The 24,854-nt window shown below is 75.7% G+C and carries 21 protein-coding genes; 10 read left to right on the plus strand and 11 right to left on the minus strand.

All coding sequences use genetic code 11. The features are described 5' to 3' along the window. Positions 1 to 187 precede the first annotated feature (187 nt). Positions 188 to 847: an IMPACT family protein gene (locus FA014_RS07120; protein ID WP_154728997.1), complete on the plus strand. Its 660-nt coding sequence runs from the start codon at positions 188 to 190 to the stop codon at positions 845 to 847. 21 nt (positions 848 to 868) lie between these two features. Here FA014_RS07120 and FA014_RS07125 read toward each other — a convergent pair whose 3' ends face one another. Together FA014_RS07125 and rsgA are read right to left on the minus strand one after the other, a co-directional pair. Beyond that, positions 869 to 1,249 (minus strand): sterol carrier family protein, encoded by a 381-nt coding sequence (locus FA014_RS07125; RefSeq protein ID WP_154728998.1) that lies wholly within the window; start codon positions 1,247 to 1,249, stop codon positions 869 to 871. A gap of 181 nt (positions 1,250 to 1,430) precedes the next feature. Continuing rightward, a complete protein-coding gene (gene rsgA, locus FA014_RS07130) occupies positions 1,431 to 2,471 on the minus strand; it encodes a ribosome small subunit-dependent GTPase A (protein WP_154728999.1) in 1,041 nt (346 codons plus the stop codon). 163 nt (positions 2,472 to 2,634) lie between these two features. On the opposite strand from rsgA, the gene FA014_RS07135 reads away from it, so the two are divergent. After that, complete coding sequence (locus tag FA014_RS07135) at positions 2,635 to 3,054, plus strand: Ig-like domain repeat protein (RefSeq protein WP_195969190.1); 420 nt, start codon at positions 2,635 to 2,637, stop codon at positions 3,052 to 3,054. 63 nt (positions 3,055 to 3,117) lie between these two features. Here the strand turns inward: FA014_RS07135 and purL are convergent, their stop codons facing one another. Beyond that, a complete protein-coding gene (gene purL / locus FA014_RS07140) occupies positions 3,118 to 5,529 on the minus strand; it encodes a phosphoribosylformylglycinamidine synthase subunit PurL (RefSeq protein WP_154729001.1) in 2,412 nt (803 codons plus the stop codon). A 336-nt stretch (positions 5,530 to 5,865) separates the two neighbouring features. Here purL and FA014_RS20640 point away from each other — a divergent pair, with 336 nt between their 5' ends. The 6 genes from FA014_RS20640 (at position 5,866) to FA014_RS07170 (ending at position 12,083) form a co-directional block, all read left to right on the plus strand. Continuing rightward, positions 5,866 to 6,693 (plus strand): DUF2599 domain-containing protein, encoded by an 828-nt coding sequence (locus FA014_RS20640; RefSeq protein WP_230322943.1) that lies wholly within the window; start codon positions 5,866 to 5,868, stop codon positions 6,691 to 6,693. A gap of 439 nt (positions 6,694 to 7,132) precedes the next feature. Continuing rightward, complete coding sequence (locus FA014_RS07150) at positions 7,133 to 8,656, plus strand: ABC transporter substrate-binding protein (RefSeq protein ID WP_154729002.1); 1,524 nt, start codon at positions 7,133 to 7,135, stop codon at positions 8,654 to 8,656. Positions 8,657 to 8,660: 4 nt separating this feature from the next. Then, entirely contained in the window at positions 8,661 to 9,617 is a 957-nt protein-coding gene (locus tag FA014_RS07155) for an ABC transporter permease (protein ID WP_154729003.1), read from the plus strand. Then, a complete protein-coding gene (locus FA014_RS07160; RefSeq protein WP_328288180.1) occupies positions 9,614 to 10,528 on the plus strand; it encodes an ABC transporter permease in 915 nt (304 codons plus the stop codon). Before FA014_RS07155 ends, FA014_RS07160 begins: the two co-directional genes overlap by 4 nt. Further along, positions 10,525 to 11,328, plus strand: a complete 804-nt coding sequence (locus tag FA014_RS07165; protein WP_154729004.1) for an ATP-binding cassette domain-containing protein — start codon at positions 10,525 to 10,527, stop codon at positions 11,326 to 11,328. The genes FA014_RS07160 and FA014_RS07165 overlap by 4 nt, the downstream gene beginning before the upstream one ends. After that, entirely contained in the window at positions 11,325 to 12,083 is a 759-nt protein-coding gene (locus tag FA014_RS07170) for an ABC transporter ATP-binding protein (RefSeq protein WP_154729005.1), read from the plus strand. Before FA014_RS07165 ends, FA014_RS07170 begins: the two co-directional genes overlap by 4 nt. Before the next feature lie 22 nt (positions 12,084 to 12,105). Here FA014_RS07170 and FA014_RS07175 read toward each other — a convergent pair whose 3' ends face one another. From FA014_RS07175 to FA014_RS07210, 8 genes are all read right to left on the minus strand, one after another. After that, positions 12,106 to 12,690, minus strand: coding sequence for an RBBP9/YdeN family alpha/beta hydrolase (locus tag FA014_RS07175; RefSeq protein WP_195969191.1), 585 nt, complete (start codon positions 12,688 to 12,690; stop codon positions 12,106 to 12,108). 193 nt (positions 12,691 to 12,883) lie between these two features. After that, positions 12,884 to 13,945: an ABC transporter permease subunit gene (locus FA014_RS07180; protein ID WP_154729007.1), complete on the minus strand. Its 1,062-nt coding sequence runs from the start codon at positions 13,943 to 13,945 to the stop codon at positions 12,884 to 12,886. After that, positions 13,942 to 15,030 carry an ABC transporter permease gene (locus tag FA014_RS07185; protein WP_154729008.1) on the minus strand — a complete coding sequence of 363 codons (1,089 nt, stop codon included), beginning with the start codon at positions 15,028 to 15,030 and terminating at the stop codon, positions 13,942 to 13,944. The genes FA014_RS07180 and FA014_RS07185 overlap by 4 nt, the downstream gene beginning before the upstream one ends. After that, positions 15,030 to 16,574, minus strand: a complete 1,545-nt coding sequence (locus FA014_RS07190; RefSeq protein ID WP_154729009.1) for a sugar ABC transporter ATP-binding protein — start codon at positions 16,572 to 16,574, stop codon at positions 15,030 to 15,032. Before FA014_RS07190 ends, FA014_RS07185 begins: the two co-directional genes overlap by 1 nt. An 82-nt stretch (positions 16,575 to 16,656) precedes the next feature. Further along, positions 16,657 to 17,637: an ABC transporter substrate-binding protein gene (locus tag FA014_RS07195; protein WP_154729010.1), complete on the minus strand. Its 981-nt coding sequence runs from the start codon at positions 17,635 to 17,637 to the stop codon at positions 16,657 to 16,659. 106 nt (positions 17,638 to 17,743) lie between these two features. Beyond that, the gene (locus FA014_RS07200) at positions 17,744 to 18,856 is read right to left on the minus strand and encodes a LacI family DNA-binding transcriptional regulator (RefSeq protein WP_230322944.1); all 1,113 of its coding nucleotides are present in this window, start codon (positions 18,854 to 18,856) and stop codon (positions 17,744 to 17,746) included. A 225-nt stretch (positions 18,857 to 19,081) separates the two neighbouring features. Further along, positions 19,082 to 21,214 carry an acyl-CoA dehydrogenase family protein gene (locus FA014_RS07205; RefSeq protein ID WP_154729011.1) on the minus strand — a complete coding sequence of 711 codons (2,133 nt, stop codon included), beginning with the start codon at positions 21,212 to 21,214 and terminating at the stop codon, positions 19,082 to 19,084. A 50-nt stretch (positions 21,215 to 21,264) separates the two neighbouring features. Continuing rightward, positions 21,265 to 21,954, minus strand: coding sequence for a TetR/AcrR family transcriptional regulator (locus FA014_RS07210; protein WP_230322945.1), 690 nt, complete (start codon positions 21,952 to 21,954; stop codon positions 21,265 to 21,267). Positions 21,955 to 22,075: 121 nt separating this feature from the next. On the opposite strand from FA014_RS07210, the gene FA014_RS07215 reads away from it, so the two are divergent. Together FA014_RS07215 and FA014_RS07220 are read left to right on the plus strand one after the other, a co-directional pair. Continuing rightward, the gene (locus tag FA014_RS07215; protein ID WP_154729012.1) at positions 22,076 to 23,413 is read left to right on the plus strand and encodes an acetyl-CoA C-acetyltransferase; all 1,338 of its coding nucleotides are present in this window, start codon (positions 22,076 to 22,078) and stop codon (positions 23,411 to 23,413) included. Further along, positions 23,413 to 24,777: a 3-oxoacyl-ACP reductase gene (locus tag FA014_RS07220; protein WP_154729013.1), complete on the plus strand. Its 1,365-nt coding sequence runs from the start codon at positions 23,413 to 23,415 to the stop codon at positions 24,775 to 24,777. The genes FA014_RS07215 and FA014_RS07220 overlap by 1 nt, the downstream gene beginning before the upstream one ends. The last annotated feature ends 77 nt before the right edge of the window (positions 24,778 to 24,854 follow it).

Genomic DNA, 24,854 nt, shown 5'->3' on the forward strand with positions numbered 1-24,854 from the left:
CCACGGGGTCCGGGGCGGCCTCGCCGGACGCGGCGCCGGCCCGCTCCGTCGCGGGGTCGGCCGGCGCGTGCGCGGGGTCGGTCGGGGCGGGGGCGGCGCCCCGCTCGTCGTCGGGTCGCCCGGGTTCGGTCGTGTCGGCCACCCGCAGATCCTAGGTCGTCCCCGCCGACGCCCTAGGCTCGGGTCGATGGAGACCGCCGCCGACCCCGCGCCGCGGTACCCCGCCACGATCGCCGGACCGGTCGAGCACGAGCTCGTCATCAAGAGGTCCCGGTTCCTCGCCCTGGTGCAGCCGGTGTCCTCGGTCGCCGAGGCGGACGCCGTCGTCGCGGCGGTGCGCAAGCGGTACTGGGACGCCCGGCACCACTGCGTCGCCCTGTCCGTCGGGCCGCTCGCCGAGCAGCAGCGGTCGACCGACGACGGCGAGCCCTCCGGCACCGCGGGCGTGCCGATGCTGGAGGTGCTGCGGCGCCGGGAGCTGACCGACCTGGTCGCCGTCGTGACCCGGTACTTCGGCGGCGTGCTGCTCGGCGCCGGCGGGCTCGTGCGCGCGTACTCGACGGCCACCTCCGAGGCGCTGGACCGCGCGCGGCTGGTCCGGCGCAGCGCCGCGGTGCGGGTGACCGTCGACGCGCCGCACGCCGACGCCGGCCGGCTGCACGGCGTCCTGCGCGACTGGGCCGAGGCGCACGAGGCCTCCCTGGAGGACGTCGCCTACGCCGCCGAGGCGCGCTTCACGCTCCTGGTCCCGCCGAGCGCCCTCGACGCCTTCGACGCCGCCCTGGCGGCGGCCACGTCCGGCACCCTCCGCGCCGCCCGCGGCGCCACGGTCGTCCTCTCCCGCTAGCCCCCGCGCGCCGAGGTCGGGCTACGGGCGGGTGCGCGGGCGGGTGGCCTGGAGGGGGAGCCAGGCCGCCAGGTCGGCGCGCTCGCCGGAGGCGTGCACCCGGCCGTCGGCCATCGCGGCGTGCCACGTCTCCGCGCCCGTCGCCAGGGCGAGCCAGGTCTGCGGGTCGGTCTCCACGACGTTCGGCGGGGTGCCGCGGGTGTGCCGCGGGCCCTCGACGGCCTGCACCGCGCCGTCCGGCGGGACGCGGACCTCGACGGTGTGCCCCGGCGCGACCTCCGCCAGCTCCTCCAGCGTGAACCTGACGGCGGTGCGGCGGGCGGTCGCGTCGGTCGGGTCGGCGCGCCAGGCGGCGACGGCGGCCCGGCCGACCGCGGGGTCGGTGCGGCGACGGGGAGGCATGGCCCCATCATCCCCGGTGGCGCCGGCGGGGACCCGTCGCGACCGCCCGCCGCGGCCCGTGCCAGGATCGACGCCCATGAGCCCGGGCCGCGCTGTGGGGCGCGCTCGCCGCGCTCGTCGCGGGGCTCGCCGCCACCGGCACCGTGATCGCGCTGGCGGTCCACGCCGGCTGAGCCCGGCGTCAGCGGACCGGGCGGCCCTGCTGGAACCGGTGGTACGCGGCCGTCGCGCGCCGCACCCGGTTCCGCTCCGCGGCGGCGAGCGCGGCGTCCGCCCGGCGCTCCTGGTAGGCCGCCTCGCGGGCCAGCCGCCGCCAGGAGTCCAGCCGCCGCGCGGGCAGCGTGCCGTCCTCGACCGCGGCGAGCACCGCGCAGCCCGGCTCGGTCCGGTGCGCGCAGTCGGCGAACCGGCAGCCGGCGGCGAGCTCGGTCACGTCGGCGAACGTCGCCTCCAGCGCCGCGGCGTCCGCGACCAGCCCGACGCCGCGGAGGCCCGGCGTGTCGATGAGGCACGCGCCGCCGGCCAGCGGCACGAGCTCGCGGTGCACGGTCGTGTGCCGACCGCGGCCGTCGGCCCGGCGCTCCCCGGTGCCCATGACGTCGGTCCCGGCGAGGGCGTTCACGAGGGTCGACTTCCCGGCGCCCGACGGCCCGACGACGACCAGCGTCCGGCCCGGCCCGAGCAGCGCCCGCACCGGGTCCAGCCCGGTGCCGGCGGCGACGCTCACGGCGTGCACCTCGGCGCCGATCGCGAGCGCCCGGACCTCGTCCGCCATCCCCTCGGGGTCGGGCACCAGGTCGGCCTTGGTCAGCACGACGACCGGGGTCGCGCCCGACCGCCAGGCCAGGGTCAGCAGCCGCTCGACGCGGCCCGGGCTGGGGTCCGGGTCCAGGTGCTCGACGACCAGCACGACGTCGACGTTCGCGGCGAGCACCTGCGAGCGGGACGTGCGGTCGGCGCCGTCGCGGACGACCGCCGTGCGGCGGGGCCCGAGCGCGACGAGGGCGGGCGCGCCGTCCGGGCCGGTGCCGAGCACCGCGTCGTCGCCGACGGCGGGCGGCACGGGCCCGCCGGCGACGCCGTCGTCGTCGAGCAGCGGCACGAGCGCGTCCCCGGGCAGCGGCACCCGCACCGGGCCGTCGCCGTCCCCGGGCAGCACGAGCACCGCGCCGCGGTCGACGCGCACCACGCGCCCGTCGAGGGCGGGCCGGACTGGTTCCATGCGCCCGACGCTAGGGAACCGGTGCGGCCGGTGCGACAGGTTTTCCCCCGCCGTCGGGCGGGTGAGATCGCGCGCCGACCGGTCACGCCCGCCCCGGAGCGGCCGATGTCCCGGCTGCAGCCGATGCACCCACCCGTCGGCACCGTCCCCCCCAGGAGCTCTCGTGCCCCGCTCTCCCCGCCGCGCCACCCTGGCGCTGGCCCTCGCCGCCACCCTCTCGCTCGGCACCGCCGGCGCCGCCCTCGCCGCCCCCAAGGCCCCGGCACCGAAGCCGCCCGTCGCGGCCGCCAAGGTCGCGCCCCAGGTCACGCTCCACGTGACCCCGGTCGCCACCACCCCGTCGACGACCGACTACACGGCCGTCGTCACGGTGAAGGCGCCCCAGACGGTCGTCACCGGCACCTACCAGCTGCTCGACGGCACGGCCGTCGTCGGCTCCGGCACGCTGGTGTCCGGGGCCGCGCGCGTCCCGCTGGACCTGGCGCCCGGCGCGCACCGGCTCACCGCCGTCTACGGCGGCACCGCCAAGGTGAACGGCGCCGGCTCGAAGCTCGTCGTCGTGCCGGTCCCCGCCGCGGGCTGAGGCACCACGGACGGGCCGGCCCGACCGCACACCGCGGTGGGGCCGGCCCGTCCGGCGTCGCGGTCAGCCGAAGTGGCGCGGGAGCGTCGCCTCGTGGGCCGCACGGGCCTCGGCGAGCGGCAGCGTGAACAGGCCCGTCACCTCGACGGCGGGCGCGTGCACGTGCTGCTCCGGGGCGTCCTGCGTCGGGGCGCCGGCGCCGGGGCTGCACGTCTCGGCGGTCACGCCGATCGCGAGCGCGGGGACGCCCTGCGCGGTGCACAGGTCCTCGAACCGCACGGCCTCCGACCGCGGCACCGCGACGACCGCGCGGGCCGTGGACTCCGAGAACAGCGCCTCGAACGCCGTCACCCCGTCGCGCTCGCACAGCGCCGCCAGGTCGACCTGCACGCCGACGCCGTACCGCAGCGACGACTCGACCAGCGCCTGCGCCAGGCCGCCCTCGGACAGGTCGTGCGCGGCGTCGACCAGGTCGTCCCGCGACGCCCGGACCAGCACGGTCGCGAGCCGGCGCTCGGCCTCGAGGTCCACCTGCGGCGGGGTGCCACCGAGGTGCGCGTGCGCGACGTCGGCCCACGCGGAGCCGTCCAGCTCCGGCCGGGTCGTGCCCAGCAGGTAGACCGACTGCCCCGCGGTCGTCCAGCCGGACGGGGTGGCCTCGGCGACGTCGTCGATCACGCCCAGCACGCCGACGACCGGCGTCGGGTGGATGGCGGAGTCGATCTTCCCGGGCTCGCCGGTGCCGTTGTAGAGCGAGACGTTGCCGCCGGTGACCGGGACGCCGAGCACGGCGCAGCCGTCGGCGAGGCCCTCGATCGCCTGCACGAGCTGCCACATCGACGCCGGGTCCTCCGGGCTGCCGAAGTTCAGGCAGTCGGTGACGGCCAGCGGGCGGGCGCCCGAGGCGGCGACGTTCCGGTACGCCTCGGCGAGCGCGAGCTGCGCCCCGGCGTACGGGTCGAGCTTCGCGTACCGGCCGTTCGCGTCGGTGGCGAGGGCGACGCCCAGGCCGGTCGACTCGTCGACGCGGACCACGCCGGCGTCGTCGGGCTGCGCGAGCGCGGTATTGCCCTGGACGAACCGGTCGTACTGGTCGGTGACCCAGGACTTCGACGCGAGGTTCGGCGACGCGAGCAGCTCGAGCACGGTGGCCCGCAGCTCCGCGGGCGCCGTCGGCCGGGCGTACCGCTGCGTGCCCTCGGGCGTGCTGACCGAGTCGGCCACCAGGCCGTCCTGCCACTCCGGGCGGGAGTACGGGCGGTCGTAGACGGGGCCCTCGTGCGCGACCGTCTTGGGGTCGACGTCCACGATCCGCTGCCCGTGGTGGTCGATCGTCAGGCGGCCGGTGCCGGTGACCTCCCCGATCACGGCGGTCTCGACGTCCCACCTGCCGGTGATGGCGAGGAACTCGTCGAGCTTCTCCGGCGTGACGACCGCCATCATCCGCTCCTGCGACTCCGACATGAGGATCTCGCCGGCCGTCAGGGTGGGGTCGCGCAGCAGCACGTTCTCCAGGTCGACGTGCATGCCGCCGTCGCCGTTGGACGCGAGCTCGGAGGTCGCGCAGGAGATGCCCGCCGCGCCCAGGTCCTGGATGCCCTCGACCACGCGGGCCGCGTACAGCTCCAGGCAGCACTCGATGAGCACCTTCTCCATGAACGGGTCGCCGACCTGCACGCTCGGCCGCTTGGACGGCTTGGTGTCGTCGAAGGTCTCGGAGGCCAGGATCGAGGCGCCGCCGATGCCGTCGCCCCCGGTGCGCGCGCCGAACAGCACCACCTTGTTGCCGACGCCCGAGGCGTTGGCCAGGTGGATGTCCTCGTGCCGCAGCACGCCGAGGCACAGCGCGTTGACCAGCGGGTTGCCCTGGTAGGAGGCGTCGAACACGAGCTCGCCGCCGATGTTCGGCAGGCCGAGCGAGTTGCCGTAGCCGCCGACGCCGGACACCACGCCGTGCACGACCCGGGCGGTGTCGGGGTGGTCGACCGCGCCGAACCGCAGCTGGTCCATGACGGCGACCGGGCGCGCGCCCATCGAGATGATGTCGCGGACGATGCCGCCGACGCCGGTCGCGGCGCCCTGGTACGGCTCGACGTACGACGGGTGGTTGTGCGACTCCACCTTGAACGTCACGGCCCAGCCGTCGCCGATGTCGACCACGCCGGCGTTCTCGCCGATGCCGACCAGCAGGTGCTCGGTCATCTCGGGCGTCACGCGCTCGCCGAACTTGCGCAGGTGGGTCTTGCTCGACTTGTAGGAGCAGTGCTCCGACCACATGACCGAGTACATCGCGAGCTCGGCGGCGGTCGGGCGGCGGCCGAGGATGTCCCGGATCCGCTGGTACTCGTCCGGCTTGAGACCGAGCTCAGCGAACGGCTGCTCCTGGTCGGGGGTCGCCGCCGCGTGCTCCACGGTGTCGGACTGCCCCGACGACGAGGGCTCGGCGGTGTGCTGCGAGGTGGGCGCGCTGGTCATCGAATCCCTCGGGCTGGGCGCCCGCGCGTGCGGCGGTCGGGGGACCGGGCCGGCGGCGGCGGGCGGGCATCGGCAGACGTGACCCAGGTTACCCGTGCGCCGGGCAGCGCCCGTACGCCGCCCGGCGGGCGGACCGCGCGCCCCCGGCGCGGGCCACCGGGCGGGTGGCGTCCGGCCGGCCGGCGTCGCCGAGCGGGTACTCGACACGTCGAGCGAGCAGCCGGCGACTGCTCGCTCGACGTGTCGGTTGCCCTCTCGGCGGCGGGGGGCCGGGTGGGTGGGGGCGGGTCGGGCGCAGGGCGGGTGGGGGCGGGTGCGTGCCGTCACAATGGCGCGGTGACGCGACGCGCCCTCCTGGCCCTGCCGGCCGCCGCCCTGCTCGGGTCGCTGCTGCTCGCCGGGTGCACCGCGGACCGCGCCCCGGGTCCGACCGCGCCCGCGCCGGCCACCACCGCGTCCTCCCCCGACGGCGCGGCCTCCCCCGACGCCGGTGCCGTCCGCGCCGACGGCACCCCCGTGGCCTCGGGCCCCGTCACGCTGTCCGTGCTGGCCCCGGGCGGCCCGCCCACGGCGACGCCCGCGGAGGACGACGCCGTGCTGCTGACGGTCGCGGTGCCGACGGACGACCCCGCCGCCACGCTGGTCGCCGTCGCGACGCTCGCGCCCCCGGAGGGCGGGACCGTCGACGTGCTCGACGACCTGTCGGCGGTGGTCCGGGACGCGGGCGGTCGGGTGCTCGCCGGGCTCACCGCGCCGCTGCTGGACGACCCCGCCGGCCGCACGGTCCGGGTCCGGACCTCCGCGGACGGCGCGGTGACCTGGCTCGCGGAGGGCGCCGCCGGGTCGGGGGCCGCGGGCGGGACGGTCACCGCCACGTTCGCCGCGACGGCGGTCCTGGACGCCACCTGGCGGGACCTCGCGGACGAGGGCGGGCGCTCGCTCGCCGTCGAGCCCGCGGCGTGGGCGCGGCACGGCAGCCTCGCAGCGGAGGAGGCGGTGTGGTCCGCGCTGGTCGCCGCCGCGCCCGAGGCGGACGCCCAGAACGTCCGGGACCAGCTCACCTGCCACCTGATCGGCGCGCCCGACAAGGCCACGTGGAACCTCGAGCCCTGGCGGCCGGACGTCGGGCTGCTGGAGACCATCGGCGCGCTCTGCAACCCGTGACCCGCGCGGGCGCCCGGTCGCCCGCATGCCGGACGGCCCGTCCCGGCACCCGGTCGGTTGTTGCTACAGTCACCCGCATCATGCGCCAGACGACCCTCCCCGCACGCACCCGCGCCTGTCGACCCGCGTCGACCGCCGCGTGCTGTTGTCGTCGCTGAGCGCCCTGCGTCCCTGACGCCCGCGCGTCCCTGACGCGCCCGGCGGGCCGCCGCACCACCGCGTGCCGGCCCTGCCCGCCGAGCACCGCCCGCGAGCACCGCTCTCCGCCGCCGCGCCCGCCCGCGCCGGGAATTCCCGACCGTCCGGTCTGGTTCCCGTCCTCCGGGGACGCGCGGCCCACCCGACGCGACCCGGCGACGGCGACCCGCCCGACGCCGCGGACGCACCCGCCCACCCCCGCACGGCACCCGCCGCGCAGCCCTCCCGGAAGGACACCCCCGTGAGCACCCGTCGCTCCCGCCGCGCCCCGCTCGGCGCCGCCCTGGCCGTCGCCGCCGCCCTGGCGCTGGCCGCCTGCGGCTCCGGCTCCGGCGGCGGCTCGTCCGCCGCCTCGGGCACGCCCGACGCCTCCGCCGAGATCGTCATCGGCTCCACCAACGAGCCCACGGGGCTGGTCCGCAACGTCGGCGGCTCGTCCGGCGTCTCGCAGACCATGACCCGCAACGTCTTCGAGGGCCTCACCTCGGTGGACGTCGACGGGCAGGTCGTCCCGACGCTGGCCGAGTCCTGGGACGTGTCCGAGGACGGCTTGACGTACACGTTCCACCTGCAGCCGGACGTGACCTTCCACGACGGCACCCCGCTGACCGCGGACGACGTGGTGTGGAGCATCTCCGAGGCGATCGGCCCGGAGTCGAAGTCGGCGCGCAAGAGCGACCTGCTCGTCATCCAGCAGGCCACCGCGGTCGACGACGCCACCGTCGAGCTCGACCTGTCCCGCCCGTCGCAGGGCCTGACGTTCTACCTCGCCTCCGTCACGATCGTGAAGGACGGCGACAAGGAGCTGACCAGCGACAACGGCACCGGCCCCTACCGGTTCGTCGAGTGGGTGCAGGGCGACCACCTCACCATCTCGACGTACGACGGCTACTGGGGCGAGCCCGCGCAGAACGCCGGCGTGACGTTCCGGTTCTTCCAGGACACGACCGCGCTGAACAACGCGCTGCTCACCGGCGACCTGGACCTGGTCATCGCCGAGGACTCCCCCGACCAGCTCGTGCAGTTCGAGGACAACCCGGACTTCACGATCACCGAGGGCACCTCGACGACGAAGCAGATCTGGGCGTTCAACGACCGCGAGGCGCCGTTCAGCGACGTCCGCGTCCGGCAGGCGCTGTACAAGGCGATCGACCGCGACGCGATCCTGTCGGCGGTGTGGGACGGCTACGGCCAGGTCATCGGCTCGATGGTCCCGCCCACCGACCCGTGGTTCGTCGACCAGGCCGACGTGCACGGCTACGACCCTCAGGCCGCGCAGGCGCTCCTCGACGAGGCCGGCGTGACCGACCTGGAGATCTCCGTGGACTACATCCCGGACGACACCACCGAGGCGATCCTCGCGCTGCTGACCAAGAACCTCGCCGACGTGGGCGTCACCCTGACGCCGAACCCGGTCGACGACGCCACCTGGTACCAGAAGGTCTACACGGACCACGACTTCGAGACCACGCTCATGGGCCACGTGAACCCGCGCGACGTGCTCTGGTACGCCAACCCCGACTTCTACTGGGGCTACGACAACCCGCAGGTGCAGGAGTGGGTCGCCCAGGCCGACGAGGCGAGCACCGAGGCCGAGCAGGTCGACCTGCTGAAGCAGGTCAACGAGACCATCGGCGAGGAGGCGGCGTCCGCCTGGCTGTACCTGGACCCGCAGATCCGCGTCGCCCGGGCCGGCATCACCGGCTTCCCCGTCGACCAGGTGACCGAGTCGTTCTACGTCGCCGACATCGTCCGGGAGTCCTGACACCGTGCGGGCCGCACTGCTGCGGATCGGCGCCCTGCTGATCTCCCTCGTCCTGGCGAGCGTCGTCGTGTTCGTCGTGCTCCGGCTGCTGCCGGGCGACGCCGCGGGCGCGACCCTCGGCGTGGGCACCACCACGGACCAGCTCGACCAGCTCCGGTCCGAGCTCGGGACGGACCAGCCGGTGGTGACGCAGTACGTGCAGTGGCTCGGGCAGATCGTCCGCGGGGACCTGGGCACGTCCTTCGTGTCCCGGCTGCCCGTGGCCGACCTGATCGCGCAGAAGCTGCCCATCACGGTGCCGCTCAGCCTGTCCGCGTTCGTCCTGGCCGTGCTCGTGTCGGTGCCCCTCGGCGTGATCGCCGCGGTGCACCGGCGCGGGCCGGTCGGGGTCGCGGTGTCGGCCGTGTCGCAGCTCGGCGTGGCCGTCCCGGTGTTCTGGGTCGGCGTGCTGCTGGTGCTCGTGTTCGCCCTGCAGGCCGGCGTGCTGCCGGCCGGCGGGTTCCCCCGCACCGGGTGGGACGACCCCGCGGCGGCGGTGCGGTCGCTGGTGCTGCCGGTGGTGACGGTCGCGATCGCCATGTCGGCGGTCATGGTCCGGTACGTGCGGTCCGCGACCCTCGACGTGCTCGACCAGGACTACCTGCGCACCGCGCGGTCCCTCGGCTACGGCCGGTGGCGGGCGCTCGCGCGGCACGGCCTGCGCAACGCGGCCGTGCCGGTCGTGTCGATCCTCGGCATCGAGCTGGCGACCTCGCTGCTCGGGGCCGTGGTGATCGAGAACGTGTTCGCCCTGCCGGGGCTGGGCACGCTGCTGCTCGACTCGGTGACCTCGCGGGACCTGCCGGTGGTGCAGGCGCTCGTGCTCGGGCTCACCGCGATCGTGCTCGTCATGAACGCGCTGGTCGACCTCGGCCAGCGCGCGATCGACCCGCGGCTGCGGACGACGGAGGTGGCCGCGTGACCGGCGAGCTGACCACGACGACCCCGGTCGCGCGAGGCGTCGAGGCGCCCGCCGCGCCTCCCGGCACCCCGGGCGGAGCCCGCGTCCGCGGCGCGCGCCGCCTGCCGCCGTCCCTCGTCGCCGGCGCCGTCCTGGTCGGCGTCGTCGCGCTCGTCGGGCTGGTGTCGCTGTTCTGGACGCCCTACGCCCTCGACGACACCGGCACCGGCGAGCGCCTGGCCGGCCCGAGCGCCGCGCACTGGGGCGGCACCGACCGCCTCGGCCGCGACCTGCTGTCCCAGCTGATGACCGGCGCGGGCAACGCCCTGGTCGTCGCGGTCGCCTCGATGCTCGTCGCCGGGCTGCTCGGCGTGGCGGTCGGCGTGCTGGCCGGCGCCACCCGGCGCTGGGTCGACGTCACGCTGCTGTCGGCGGTCGACCTGCTGATCGCGTTCCCCACCCTGCTGCTGGCCATGCTGATCGTCACGGTGCGCGGTGCGTCCCTGTCGTCGGCGATCTGGGCGATCGGCATCTCGGGGTCGGCCGTCATCGCCCGGGTCACCCGGGTCAACGTCGCGCGCGTGCTGCGCGAGGACTACGTGACCGCCGCGCACGCCGCGGGCACCGGCTGGTGGGGCACCGTGACGCGGCACGTCGTGCCGAACGTCTGGCCGACCCTGCTGGTGCAGCTCATGCTGCTCGGCGGCGGCGCCGTGCTCGCCGAGGCGTCGCTGTCCTACCTCGGCCTGGGCGCCCCGCCGCCCAACGCGTCCTGGGGCCGGCTGCTCCAGGAGGCGCAGTCGACCATGCTCGTCCAGCCGTGGGGCGCGATCCTGCCCGGCGTCGCGATCGTGGTCGCCGTGCTCGGGCTGAACCTGCTCGGCGACGGCGTCCGCGAGCGCACCGACCCCAGCCTGCGAGGTGACCGATGACCGCCCTGCTGTCCGTCGAGGACCTGACCGTCACGACGTCGTCCGGGCGCCGGATCCTCGACGGCGTCTCCTGGTCGCTGGACGCCGGCGGCCGGCTCGGCGTCGTCGGCGAGTCCGGGTCCGGCAAGTCGATGACCGCCCTGGCCGTGCTCGGCCTGCTGCCGGAGGGGATGCGCGCCTCCGGCCGGGTCCTGCTGGACGGCGAGGACCTGCTGACGCTGCCCCCGCGGCGGCTGGCCAGGGTCCGCGGCGCGCAGGTCGCGATGGTGTTCCAGGAGCCGCTGACCGCGCTCGACCCGCTGATGCCCGTGGGCCGGCAGATCACCGGCCCGCTGCGGCTGCACCGCGGGCTGCGCGGGGCGGCGGCGCGGGACGAGGCCGCCCGGCTGGCCCGGCTCGTGCGCCTCGACGACACCGAGCGGATCCTCGGGTCCTACCCGTGGCAGCTGTCCGGCGGGCAGCGGCAGCGCGTCGCCCTGGCGATGGCGCTCGCCTGCGAGCCCCGGGTGCTGCTGGCCGACGAGCCGACGACCGCGCTCGACGTGACCGTGCAGGCCGAGGTGCTGGACCTGCTGGACGACCTGGTGGACCGCACCGGCGTGGCGCTGGTGCTCGTGACGCACGACCTGCCCGTGGTCGCCCGCGTCGCGCGGGACCTGGTGGTCATGCGCGACGGCCGGGTGGTCGAGCACACCCCGGTCGCCGCGGCGCTCGCCGGTGGCCGGGCCGCGTACACGCGCGAGCTGGTCGGGGCGGCGCGCGCCGTCACCGGGCTCCCGACGACCGGAGGTCCGCGATGACCGCACCCGTGCTCGAGGCCGTCGACGTCGTGCGCACGTTCGGCGCCACCCGCGCGCTCGACGGCGTCTCCGTGCGCGTCGAGGCCGGCCGCAGCGTCGGCGTCGTCGGCGAGTCCGGCTCCGGCAAGTCGACCCTGCTGCGCCAGCTGCTGGCGCTCGACTCCCCCACCGCGGGCGAGGTCCGGTACCGCGGGGAGCCGCTCGCGTGCCGCGACCGCGGGCTGCTCCGGCGGCTCCGCGCCGACGTCCAGCCGGTGTTCCAGGACCCCCGGTCCTCGCTCGACCCCCGGATGCGGGTCGGCGCCGTCGTCGCGGAGCCCCTGCGCTCGCTGCGCGTCCCCGGCGACCACCGGGAGCGCGTCACCGAGGTGCTGGCCGCGGTCGGCCTCGACCCCGACGTCGCGACCCGGTACCCGGCGCAGTTCTCCGGCGGGCAGCGGCAGCGCATCGCGATCGCCCGGGCGCTGGCGCCGCGGCCCTCCGTGCTGATCGCCGACGAGCCGGTGTCCGCGCTCGACGTGTCCGTGCGCGGCCAGGTCGTCGAGCTGCTGCAGCGGCTCGCCACGGAGCAGGGGCTGACGCTGGTGCTGGTGTCGCACGACATCGCGATCGTCGGGCGGCTGTGCGAGCGGACCGTCGTGCTGCACCACGGCCGCGTCGTCGAGGAGGGGCCGACGGCGTCGGTGCTCGCGGACCCGCAGGAGGCGTACACCCGCCGGCTGCTGGCGGCGGTCCCGCAGCTCCCGGGGGTCTGACCACCCGCCGGGCGGGCCGCGGTCAGCGGGGCGGCAGCCCGAGCGCCGCGCGCACCCGGTCCCGCACGACCGGGAGGGTCGTGAACCCGTCCCGCGCCAGCAGGTGGCCGCCGCCCGGGACGAGGTCGAACGTCGCCGACAGCCGCTCGGCGAGCGCCCGGGTCAGGGCGGGCTCCACCACGACGTCGTCGTCGGAGCCGACCACGTGCCGCGCCGCCGTCGCCGCCGCCACCCGGTCGTGGTCGGGCGGCGCCGCCGTGAACGCGGCGACCTCCGGCACGACCGACGGCGTCGCGTCGAACCCGGACGCGAGCACCAGGCCGCCGAGCCGCCACTCCCCCGGCGTCGCGGACAGCGCGTGCAGCGCGGTGACGCAGCCCAGGCTGTGCCCGACGACGACCGTCCGCTCGTCGGGCACGCCGATGGCCGCGCGGGCGGCGGCGAGCCACGCGGCAGGGACGGGAGCGTCCGGGTCCGGCAGCGCGGGGACCGTGACGTCGACGCCGTCGGGCCGGAGGTCGTCGGCGAGCCAGGTGAACCAGTGGGCGTCCGGGGACGCCTGGTATCCGTGCAGGACGACGACGCGGGCGGGGCTGGTCTGGTGCACGACCGCATGGTGCACCCGGGGGCGGGCCCCGTGCCGCCGGCGGCCACCAGGTGGCCGCGGGTGTCGAGGGTCTCCGGAGCGGGCCCCGCGGCGGCCGGCGACCGCGGGGCGGGTCCGACGGACCCGGTCGCTCCCGGCGGAGCCGCGGCTGCCGGCGGTGCGACCCCCTGCGTCAGCACCGCCGGCAGCCGGTTCACCGCCGGCGCACCGTGATGATCCGCTGGAGCATCACGAACGCCAGCAGCACCGCCCCGATGAACACGCGCGTCCACCAGGAGTCCAGGCCCTCGCGGGCGATCAGCACCTGGATCAGGCCGTAGACCAGGACGCCGGCGCCCGTCCCGAGCACGAAGCCCACGCCGCCGGACAGCAGCGTCCCGCCGATGACGACGGCGGCGATCGCGTCGAGCTCCATCCCGATACCGGTCAGGTTGAACCCGGACTTGGTGTAGAGCGCGAACAGGATGCCCGCGATCCCCGCGCAGGTGCCGCTGATCACGTAGACCCAGATCCGCGTGCGCGCCGGGCGCAGCCCCATGAGACTCACGGCGGTGCCCTGGTCGCCCGAGCCGAGCCCGTACACGGTCCGCCCGAACCGCGTGTAGTGCAGCAGGTACACCGCCACCAGGAGCACCGCGACGGCCACCAGCATGCTCGCGTTGATCCGCCACATCCCCCGCAGCTCGCCGAACGTGATGCTCCACGCGGCGAGCGAGGAGAAGCCCGCGTCGTCGATGGCGAGCGAGCTCGTGCTCACCACGTTCGCCAGGCCCCGCGCGAGGAACATGACCGCGAGCGAGGCGATGAACGGTTGGATGTCGAACACCTGCACCAGCACGCCGATGAGCAGGCCGCAGGCCGTCCCGATGAGCACGCCGAGGACCAGCACCACCGGCAGGGGGAACCCGGCGGAGAACAGCTTGGCCACCGACAGGCCGACCAGCGCCACGACCGCGCCCACGGACAGGTCGATGCCCCCGGTCAGGATGACGAAGGTCATCCCGACGGCCAGCACCAGCAGGTACGAGTTGTCGACGAGCAGGTTCGAGAACAGCTTCATGCTGATGAAGTCGGACCGGGACGTGCTGTAGCGGCTCTGGCCCACCGCGAGCATCGCGACGAGCGTCACCACGGTGCCGATGACCGGGAGGAACCGGCGGTCGACCCGGTCGAGGAGCGCACGCACGCGGCGCGCGGGGCCGGGTCCGGCCGCCGGGGCGGGCCGGCCGGTCTGCGTCAGCTCGTCGGTGGTCATGCCACCACCTCCACGGGTCGGGCGGCCCGGGTGCGCAGGCGGCGTGCCTGCACCCGGTCCCGCAGGATGGGCGACCCCGCCACGCAGACCGCGATGAGCACGACCGCCTTGAACAGCGGCGTGGTCTGGGACGGGAGCTGGAAGATGATCACCGCGCGCTCCAGGGCCGACAGGAGCAGCGCCCCTGCGATCAGCCCGCCGAGGTTGAACCGGCCGCCGTCGAGCTTCGTGCCCCCGAGGACGACGACCATGATGGCGTCGAGCTCCTTGAGCAGGCCGATGTTGTTGGCGTCGGCGGCCATCGTCGGCGCCCCGTACACGAGGCCGGCCAGGGCCGCGAGCGTCCCGGCGATGACGTAGACGATCCACGTCGTCGAGCGGGACCGGACGCCGGCGAGCCGGCTGGCCTCGCGGTTGATGCCGATGGACTCCAGGAACATGCCGAGCGCGCTGCGCCGCACGAGCACGGCCACGAGCACGAAGGCGGCCGCCGCGATCACCACCGGCGTCGGGATGCCCAGCACGAACCCGGACCCGATCGACTTGAACGGCGGGCTGGTCACCGTGGTGATCTGCCCCTGGGTGATGAGCATGGCGATGCCGCGCCCGGCGACCATCAGGATCATCGTCGCGATGAACGGCTGGATGCCCAGCACGGCGACCATGAAGCCGTTGAACGAGCCGCCGACCACCCCCGCCGCGAGCCCGAGCCCGATCGCGAGCAGCACCGTCGCCGGTGCGCCGGGGTCGGCGGCCCCGTCGAGGAACGTCAGCGACACGGCGAGGGCGATGGCCATCACCGCGCCCACCGACAGGTCGATGCCGCCCGTGGCGATCACCAGGCACATGCCCAGCGCCAGGAGCAGCGGGGTCGCGCTGTTGCGGAGCAGGTCGATGAGCTGCCCGAACAGGTGGCCGTCGCGCAGCGCGACGTCGAGGAAGCCCGGGCTCTTCAGGCCGCAGGCGACGATCAGCACGACGAGGGCCACCACGGGCCACAGCAGGCCGTGGTCGGCGACCCGGCGCAGCAGCACGAGGCCGCGGTCGGCGCCCCGGGCCCCGGGGGTGGACGTGGGTGTGGTCATCAGGCGCTCTCCCCGCTCGCCGCGATCGCTTCCAGGACGGTGCCGGTGCCGACGTCGTCGCCGTTCTCGATCTCGGCGACCTTCTGCCGGTCCCGCATGACGACGATCCGCTGGCTCAGGCGCAGGACCTCCTCCAGCTCCGAGGAGATGAAGACGACGGACATGCCGTCGGCGGCGAGGTCGGTCACCAGCTTCTGGATCTCCGCCTTGGCGCCGATGTCGATGCCGCGGGTCGGCTCGTCGAGCACGAGCAGCCGCGGCGAGGTGGCGAGCCACCGGGCCAGCAGCACCTTCTGCTGGTTGCCGCCGGACAGGTTCTTGATCAGCGCGTTGGGGTTCGGCGGGTTGATGTTGAGCGTGACCATGTACCGCTGGACCACCTCGTCGAGCTCGCGGCGCGGCACCCGGCGCCAGGTGCCCCGGCTCGCCTGCAGCGCGAGCGCCACGTTCTCCCGCACGGTGAGGTCGCCGATGATGCCCTCGCGCTTGCGGTCCTCGCTGGACAGCGCGACGCCCCGCTTGAGGGAGGCGAGGGGGGTGGCCCGGCGCACGGGAGTGCCGTGCACCGCCATCTCCCCGTGGTCCGGCCGGTCGGCGCCGGTCAGCAGCCGCGCCACCTCCGAGCGGCCGGAGCCCAGCAGGCCGGCGACGCCCACGATCTCGCCCGGGTAGAGCGCCAGGTCGAACGGCTGCACCGAGCCGTCCTTGCCGAGCCCGACCGCGGTGAGCAGCGGCGTCTCCCGGGACGAGTGGCTGGTCACGGCCGCGCGGGCCTGCTGCTCGATCCCCGCCAGCGCCTCGCCGGTCCGCCCGATCATGTGCGAGATGAGCTCGCGCCGCGGCAGCTCCGCGGTGCGGAACTCGCCGACGAACCGCCCGTTGCGCAGCACCGTCATCCGGTCCGCGATCGCGTACACCTGGTCCAGGAAGTGCGAGACGAACAGGATCGCCACCCCCTCGTCGCGCAGGGTGCGCACGACGCGGAACAGCTCGGCGACCTCGGCCTTGTCCAGCGACGACGTGGGCTCGTCCAGGATCAGCACCTTGGCGTCGACCACCAGGGCCCGCGCGATGGCGCACAGCTGCTGCACCGCGATGCTGTGCGACGCGAGCATCGACCGGGGGTCCAGGTCGAGGTGCAGCCGCTGCAGGAACCGCCGCGCCTCCCGGCGGGTCGCCCGCCAGTCGATGAACGGGCCCCGCCGCACCTCGTGCCCGAGCATGACGTTCTCCGCCACGCTGAGGTTCGAGCACAGGTTGATCTCCTGGTACACCGTGGAGATGCCGGCGGCCTGCGCCTGCTCGGGGCCGTCGAGGGCGAGCTCCTCGCCGCGCACCTCGATGCCGCCGGCGTCGACCCGGTAGACGCCGGTGAGCGCCTTGATCAGGGTGGACTTCCCCGCGCCGTTCTCGCCCATCAGGGCGTGGACCTCGCCGGCGCGCAGCGTCAGGTCCACGCCGTCGAGCGCCTTGACGCCCGGGAACGTGATCGTGATCCCGGTCATCCGCACGACCTCGTCGTGCGGCGGGTGGGTCTCGGACATCCTCGTCCTTCCTCGCGGGGGGCACGGGCCGGCCGCCGGTCGTGCGGGGCGGCCGGACCTCCCGGCCGCCCCGCTCCCGGGGTCAGTACGCCCGGGCGTCGACCTCGTCCTGGGTGATCGTCTGGTCGAAGGCCTCGTCGACGACGATCGTCGTCTCCGGGACGTCCTCGCCGTTCGCGACGGCCGTGATCAGCTCCGCGAGCTGGTCGCCGAAGACGGGGTTGCACTCGACGACGTAGTTGAACTTCTTGTCGACGAGGGCCTGCAGGCCGTCCCGCACGCCGTCGACCGTGACGAGCTGGATGTCCTTGCCCGGCACCTTGCCGGCGGCCTCGATGGCCTCGATGGCGCCGAGGCCCATGTCGTCGTTGTGGCTGAAGATCAGGGTCGTCTCGGGGTAGGCCTGCAGCGCCGCCTCCACCGCGGTCTTGCCCTCGGCGCGCGTGAAGTTGCCGCTCGCCTTGCCGATCACCTGGTCGCCCACGACGGCGTTGAAGCCCTCCTCGCGGTCGACCTGCGCCCCGGACCCGAGCGTGCCCTGCAGCTCGAACACCTTGGCGTCGGGGGCGTTCGCCGCCACCCACTCCCCCGCGGTGGTGCCCTCCTGCTCGAAGTCCGCGCCGATCCACGTCACGTACGGGTCCTCGACCGTGGTGTCGACGGTCCGGTCGACCAGGACCACGGGGATCCCGGCGTCCTTGATCTCCTGCAGCACCTCGTCCCAGCCCGTCTCGATCACCGGGGAGAACGCGATGACGTCGACGTCCTGCGCCACGAAGTCGCGCAGCGCCTTGATCTGGTTCTCCTGCTTCTGCTGCGCGTCGACGAACGTCAGGTCGAAGCCGTTCTCCTCCGTCAGGCTCTCCTTGACGGACTCCGTGTTGGCGGTCCGCCAGCCGCTCTCGGCGCCGAGCTGGGAGAACCCGACCCGGATCAGGTCGTCGCCGCCACCCCCGCCGGCTCCCGTCTCGCCACCGCCGCCGCTGCTGCATGCCGCCACGGACAGCAGCGCCGCCGTCCCGACCAGGCCGACCAGGCCCCTCCTGGCTGCGCGTCCGAACATGAGCTCCTCCTCGAGTCCTCGGCCGACCGCACTGTCGGCGAGACCGATTGTGAACGCTCACAATTTGGAGGGTCAACGATACGCGGTAACGAATGCGTAACGGTTGTTAACGTTCACTGCGGCGGCGGGTGCTGGAGCGCACCCGCATGGACGCGCCGACCAGGCCGTCCACGGCCGGCTCCCCCGCGATCGCCGCGACCATCTGCTCCAGGCACCGGCGGCCCAGCGCGGCGAAGTCGGGCGCGACCGTCGTCAGCGGCGGGAAGAAGTGGGCCGAGCCCTCGACGTCGTCGAAGCCCACCACCGAGATCTCGTGCGGCACCCGCACGCCCGCCTCGGCGAACGCGTGCAGCAGCCCGAGCGCGAGCTGGTCGTTCGAGGCGAACACCGCCGTGGGCAGCGGCTCGGCCCCCGCCGCGGCGCCGGCCCGCGCCACCAGCTCCGCGCCGATGCGGTACCCGGTGCTGGCCTTCCAGTCCCCGGGGACCGGCTCGCGCGGGGTCAGCCCGGCCTGGCGCATGGCGTCGCTCCACCCGCGGGCGCGGGACCGGGCGTCCAGCCAGACGGACGGCCCCATCACGTGGAGGATGTCGGTGTGCCCCAGCTCGATCAGGTGGCGGGTGGCGAGCCGCGCCCCGGCGTACTGGTTGACCGCGGCCGTGTAGACCTCGCCGCCCAGGTCGGACGGGCCCACCATCACCACGGGGAGCCGGTGCGCGAACCCCTGCACCGCGCGCACCGCCTCGTCGTGCGACGCGATGACGATCACCCCGTCGACGCCCTGGTCCAGGAAGTGCTCCAGCGACGCCTGCACGGCCGCCACGTCCCACTGGGTCACGGTCGCGACGCTCACGTTCATCCCGGTCGCGCGGGCGGCGTTCTCCAGCGCGATCAGCGTCATCGTCGGGCCGTGCAGCGCCGAGTCCTCCGTGACCACGCCGATCGAGCCCGTCCGGCGCGTGACCAGCGCCCGGGCCACGGAGTTGCGGCGGTAGCCCAGCTGCGCGATCGCCGACTGGACCTTCGCCCGCGTCGCCGCGCTGACGTTCGGGTGGTCGTTCAGGACCCGGGACACCGTCTGGTGCGACACCCCCGCGACCTGCGCGACGTCGTGCATGCCGGGACGCCGGCGCGGGGTCTCCCCGTGCTCCCCGTCCGGCTGGTGCGGCGTGGTGCGCGGCCCGGTGTCCGCGGGCCGCGTGGCGGGTCCGCCGGTCATCGGCGCCGCCGCGGCGCCCCGGTGCCGGGCGCGGGGCGCACACCGGCGCAAGGCCCGGGGCACGGCCTCCGGATCGCCTCCATCAGCGACACCTCCCACGCGAGCGACACACCGTTGTGAACGGTAACACCCGCGCAGGGCGACCCGGGGCCGCTCCCGGTCGCCGGAGGGCCCGCGCCGCACGCTAGCCGACGGGGCGGCCCCGCGACCCGCCGGCCCCGCACCTCACCGCCGCGGCTTCGGCTCCGGCACCGGCTCGGTCCCCGACGCCCGCGCCGCGCGCTGCGCCTCCCGCGCCTCCGCCTGCCGCGCGGCCTCCGCCCCGGACGCGATCTCGGCCCGCACGTGCTCCGGCCCGTACCCGAACGCGTCCACCAGGTCCTGCGCGTGCGGCCGCAGCCGGACCAGCAGCCGCTCGATGTACGAGGTCACGGTGCGCGCCCGGCCCGCGGACAGCCGGCCGTTCACCAGGTACCAGGCCAGGTTCCGCTCGATGACGGTCAGCCCGAACAGGTCCCGCAGCCGGGTGAGCACCTGGCGGGTCCCGGCGTCCGGCGCCGCGTCGAGCGCCCGGGTGAACGCCTCCCACTGCAGCAGCTCGGCGTGCGCGCGGGCCGTCTCGACCAGCTCGTGCTGGTGGGCGTCGAACAGCTCGGCGGCGACCTCCGGCGTCGCGCGGCGGGCCGGGCGCAGCGCCTGGGCCAGCTCGGCGACCATCGTGGCGACCCGGTCGGCGAGCAGGTCCCGCTGCGTGTGCGGGTCCCGGAGCTGGCCGGCCGAGCGCCGCGCGTCGCCGGCGTCCACGAGGGTCTGCGCGGCGCGCGCGAGCGGCATCCGGTGCAGCGCGGCGTCCGCGGCCCTGCCGGCCACGAGCCGGGCCACCACCGCCGGGTCCCCGCCGACCTGCGCGGCGTACCGGGCGAGCAGCCGCTTGCCGACGAGCTGGTAGAGCACGGTGTTGTCGCCCTCGAACGTCACGTACACGTCGAGGTCGGCCCGCAGGGAGGTCAGCCGGTTGGCGGTCAGGAAGCCCGCGCCGCCGCACGCCTCGCGGCAGGTCTGCAGCGTGCGCAGCGCGTGCCAGGTCGACGTCGGCTTCAGCGCCGCCGCCAGGGTCTCGAGCTCCTCGCGGGACTCCGGGGTGTCGTCCCGGCCCGAGAACACGTCGTCGAACGCGGCGAGCAGGTGCTCGTGCGCGAACGTCGCCGCGTACGTCTCGGCGAGCAGCGGCAGCAGGCGGCGGCGGTGCTCGCCGTAGTCGAGCAGCACCACCTCGTCGGTCGGCGACGCCCCGGCGAACTGCCGGCGCTGGTTGCCGTACGTCACCGCGACCACCAGGCCGAGCTTCGCGGCGTTCACCGCGGCGCCGTCGAGGGACACCCGGCCCTGCACGAGGGTGCCGAGCATCGTGAAGAACCGCCGCCCGGGGCTCGCGATCGGCGAGGAGTAGGTGCCGTCCGCGGCCACCGAGCCGTACCGGTCGAGCAGGTCGGCGCGCGGGACGCGGACGTGGTCGAACCACAGCCGCCCGTTGTCGATGCCGTTCAGCCCGCCCTTGAGGCCGTCGTCCTCGCCGCCGACGCCCGCCAGGAACTCCCCGGTCGCCGCGTCCCGGATCGGCACGTGGAACGCGTGCACGCCGTGGTTGACCGGTCGCGGGTCCGCCGGGCCCTGCGAGACGAGCTGCGCGAACACGACCGCCGCGGTGCCGTGCTGGCCCGCGTTGCCCAGGTAGTCCTTCCACGCCGCGCGGTACGGCGTGTGCAGCACGAACTCCTCGGTGGCCGGGTCGTAGGTCGCCGTCGTGCCGATGCTGGCGACGTCCGAGCCGTGGCCGGTCTCCGTCATCGCGAACGCGCCCGGCACGTCGACCGACATCGCGCCGGGCAGCAGCCGGTCGTGGTGCCGCTCGGTGCCGAGGTGCAGGATCGCCGACGCGTACAGCCCCCACTGCACGCCGGCCTTGATCTGCAGCGACGGGTCGGCCGCGACCAGCTCCTCGAACCGGGCCAGGCTGCCGCCGTGGTCGTCGGCGCCGCCCAGCCGGGTCGGGAACGCGCGCAGCACGTCGCCCTCCGCCGCCAGGGCGCGGAGCTGGTCGAGCACCCGGGCGCGGTGCTCCGGCACGGGCAGGCCCTCGACCCGCTGGAACCGGGGCTCCGCGATCACGCCGCGCGCGCCGCGCCGCAGGTCGGCGTACGGGCCGAGCAGCAGGTCGGTCAGCCGGGGCACGTCCACGCGCGGGTCCGCGTGCTCCCGGCCGCGCGGGTGGCCGGCGCCGGTGGGCCGGACGGTCGCCGTCGGGTTCGTCACCGCCGGGCCGGGGGTGGTGGCCGGGGTCGGTGCGGTCGTCGTCATGCGTGTCTCCCCTGTGTCGGTGCGTCGCCGTCGGCGCACGCTCGGGTGGATCAGCCGGGCTGGTCGCCCGGGTCCCGCTGGTCCGGTGCCGGTCGCCCGGCCTGCTCGCGCGAGCGGACGCCGACCGGCCCCGCCCACAGCCACGCCGCGACCCGGGTGGCCACGTCCTCGCGGTCGGCACCCGGCCGGCCGGCCTCCGCGAGCCACCGCTCGCCCGCGCCGCGCACGAACCCCACGGCGCCCGCGGCCCACAGCCGGGTCCACGCGGCCTCGGCGCCCTCCGACGCGTCCGGGCCGAGGGCGCGGACGAACGGCGCGGCGACCAGCTCCGTCACGGAGTCGAGGAAGTGCCCGACCGAGCCGCCGCGGGTGACGAACGCGTACACGTGCGGCGAGGACTCGATCATCGACAGGTAGGTGTCGACCATCCCGCGCAGCGCGTCCCGCGGGGTGCTCGCCCCCGCCGCCGCGGCGTCCAGGGCGTCCCGGATGTCGCTGACGACGGCCGCCGCGACCGCGAGCTGCAGCCCGTCCTTGTCGGTGAAGTACCGGTACACGATCGACTTGGACGTGCCCCCGGCCGCCGCGATGTCGTCCATCGACACATCGGGCCCCTGGTGGTGCACGACCCGGCGCGCGACGCGCACGAGCTCGGCGCGGCGGGCCTCGCGGTGGTCCTCCCACCGCGTCGACCGGCCGTCGTCCGTCGTCGTCGACGGTGCACGCGTGACCGGGCTCACAGAACCGACGGTATCAGGTACTGTGAGTTTCGGGCACTGCGCAAGGGACCGAGGTCCCAGCGCCGGAGACCCGGGACAGCACCACCCAGCGACATCGACGACGATGCGGGAGGACCCCCACATGGCAGCCACCCCCACTCCGACGGCCGGCGCGACGCGCGCCGTGGTCGTCGGCGGGAACCGGATCCCGTTCGCGCGGGCCGGCGGGCCCTACGCCCGGGTCAGCAACCTCGACATGCTCACGGCCGCGCTCGACGGGCTCGTCGCCCGGTTCGGGCTGCAGGACGAGGTGCTGGGCGAGGTGGTCGCGGGCGCGGTGCTCAAGCACAGCCGCGACTTCAACCTCACCCGCGAGGCGGTGCTCGGCTCGCCCCTGTCGGCCCGCACCCCCGCCTACGACCTCCAGCAGGCCTGCGCGACCGGGCTCGAGGCGGTCGTGACGATCGCGAACAAGATCCGGCTCGGCCAGGTCGAGTCCGGCGTCGCGGGCGGCGTCGACTCCGCCTCCGACGTGCCGATCGCGGTCAGCGAGGGCCTGCGCCGCACGCTGCTCACGCTCACCCGCGCCAAGACGGTCCCGCAGCGCCTCCGGGCCGCCGCCGCGCTCCGGCCCGGCGACCTCAAGCCCGCCACCCCGCGCACCGACGAGCCGCGCACCGGCCTGTCGATGGGCGAGCACCAGGCGCTCACCACCGCGCAGTGGGGCATCAGCCGCGAGGCCCAGGACGAGATCGCGTTCGCCAGCCACCAGCGGCTCGCCGCCGCCTACGAGGCGGGGTTCTTCGACGACCTGATCACCCCGTACCGCGGGCTGGTGCGCGACCAGAACCTGCGCGCCGACACCTCGCTGGAGAAGCTCGCGACGCTCAAGCCGGTGTTCGGCACCCGGCTCGACACCCCCGCGACCATGACCGCCGGCAACTCGACGCCGCTCACCGACGGCGCCTCCGCCGTGCTGCTCGCCTCCGAGGACTGGGCGCAGGCCCGCGGCCTCACCCCGCTGGCCGCCGTGGTCGACGCCGAGACCGCCGCCGTGGACTTCGTGCACGGCGAGGACGGGCTGCTGATGGCGCCCGTGTACGCCGTGCCGCGGCTGCTCGCCCGGCAGGGCCTCACGCTCGCCGACCTCGACTTCGTGGAGATCCACGAGGCGTTCGCGTCCACCGTCCTCACCACGCTGGCCGCCTGGGAGGACAAGGAGTTCTGCCTGACCCGCCTCGGGCTCGACGACGCGCTCGGCACCGTCGACCGCGAGCGCCTCAACGTGCACGGCTCCTCGCTCGCCGCCGGGCACCCGTTCGCCGCCACCGGCGGGCGGATCGTCGCGAGCGTCGCCAAGACGCTGCACCGCCGCCGCGCCGAGCTGCTCGCCGCGGGCGAGGACCGGCCGGTCCGGGCGCTCGTGTCCGTCTGCGCCGCCGGCGGCCTCGGCGTCGCCGCGGTCCTGGAGGCGGTGTGATGGCCACCGACACCTACCTGGACCTGGTGAACAGCGGGTTCACCGCCAAGGTCGCGAAGCAGCTCGGCCTGCCCCGGCCGGCGCGGCTGCGCCGGTACCGCGCGGGGGCGCCGCTGGTCGACGGGCCGGTGCTCGTGCTCGGCGACGGCGCGGACGCCGACACGCTCGCGCAGTTCCTCTCCGGCACCTCCCCCGAGCACAAGGGCTGGGACCTGGACGTCCGCCGGCACGCCGGCGAGGGCACCCGGTTCGCGGCCGTCGTGCTCGCGCTGACCGAGGTCGCGCACCCCCGGGACCTGGCGGAGCCGCTGCTGGCGCTGGCGCCCGTGCTCAGGACGCTGGCGCCGGGCGGCCGGGTCGTCACCGTGTCCCGCGGCGCCACCCCCGACCAGGCGCCCGCGCTCGCCGCCGCGCGGCAGGGCGTCGACGGCGCGCTGCGGTCGATCGCGAAGGAGCTCCGCGCCGGGGCGACCGGCAACGGCGTGGTGCTGGCCGAGGACGTGCCGGTCACCGCCCCCGCCGTGCTGGGCGCGCTCCGGTTCCTGCTGTCCGCCCGGTCCGCGTACGTCGACGGCCAGCTGCTCCCGGTCGACTCCGCGGCCGGCGCGCTCCCCGCCGACTGGGAGCGGCCGCTGGAGGGCCGGGTCGCCGTGGTGACCGGCGCGGCGCGGGGCATCGGCGAGGCCATCGCGACCACCCTCGCCCGGGACGGCGCGACGGTCGTGGCCGTCGACGTGCCCGCCGCGGGCGAGGCGCTGGCCGCCGTCGCCAACCGGGTCCGCGGCACCGCGCTGCAGCTCGACGTCACCGCCGACGACGCGGGCGCCCGGATCCTCGAGCACGCGCTGGCCCGGCACGGGCGGCTCGACGTCATGGTGCACAACGCGGGCATCACCCGGGACAAGCTGCTGGCCAACATGACGCCCGACCGGTGGGAGTCCGTGATCGCGGTGAACATCGCCGCGCAGCTGCGGATCAACGAGGCGCTGCTGACCTCCGGCGACTTCGCGGACGCGCCGCGCATCGTCTCGCTCGCGTCGACCTCCGGCATCGCCGGGAACCGCGGGCAGTCCAACTACGCCGCGTCCAAGGGCGGGGTGATCGGCATGGTGCAGGCCACCGCGCCGCTGCTCGCCGCGTTCGGCGGCACCGCCAACGCCGTCGCCCCCGGGTTCATCGAGACCGAGATGACCGCGCGGATGCCCGCGCTCACCCGTCAGGTCGCGCGGCGGCTCTCCTCGCTCCAGCAGGGCGGGCTGCCGGTCGACGTCGCGGAGGCCGTCGCGTTCCTCGCGTCGCCGCAGGCGGGCGGGGTCGTGGGGCAGGTGCTGCGGGTGTGCGGGCAGAGCATGGTGGGGCGGTGACGGCGGCCGAGGCGCCGGCGCGGGACACCGGGGCCGGGGCGGCCGGGCCCGCGGGCGCGGCCGCCGCGGGCCGGGGG

This window comes from Cellulomonas hominis, from assembly GCF_005239125.1.
Classification (GTDB): domain Bacteria; phylum Actinomycetota; class Actinomycetes; order Actinomycetales; family Cellulomonadaceae; genus Cellulomonas; species Cellulomonas hominis_A.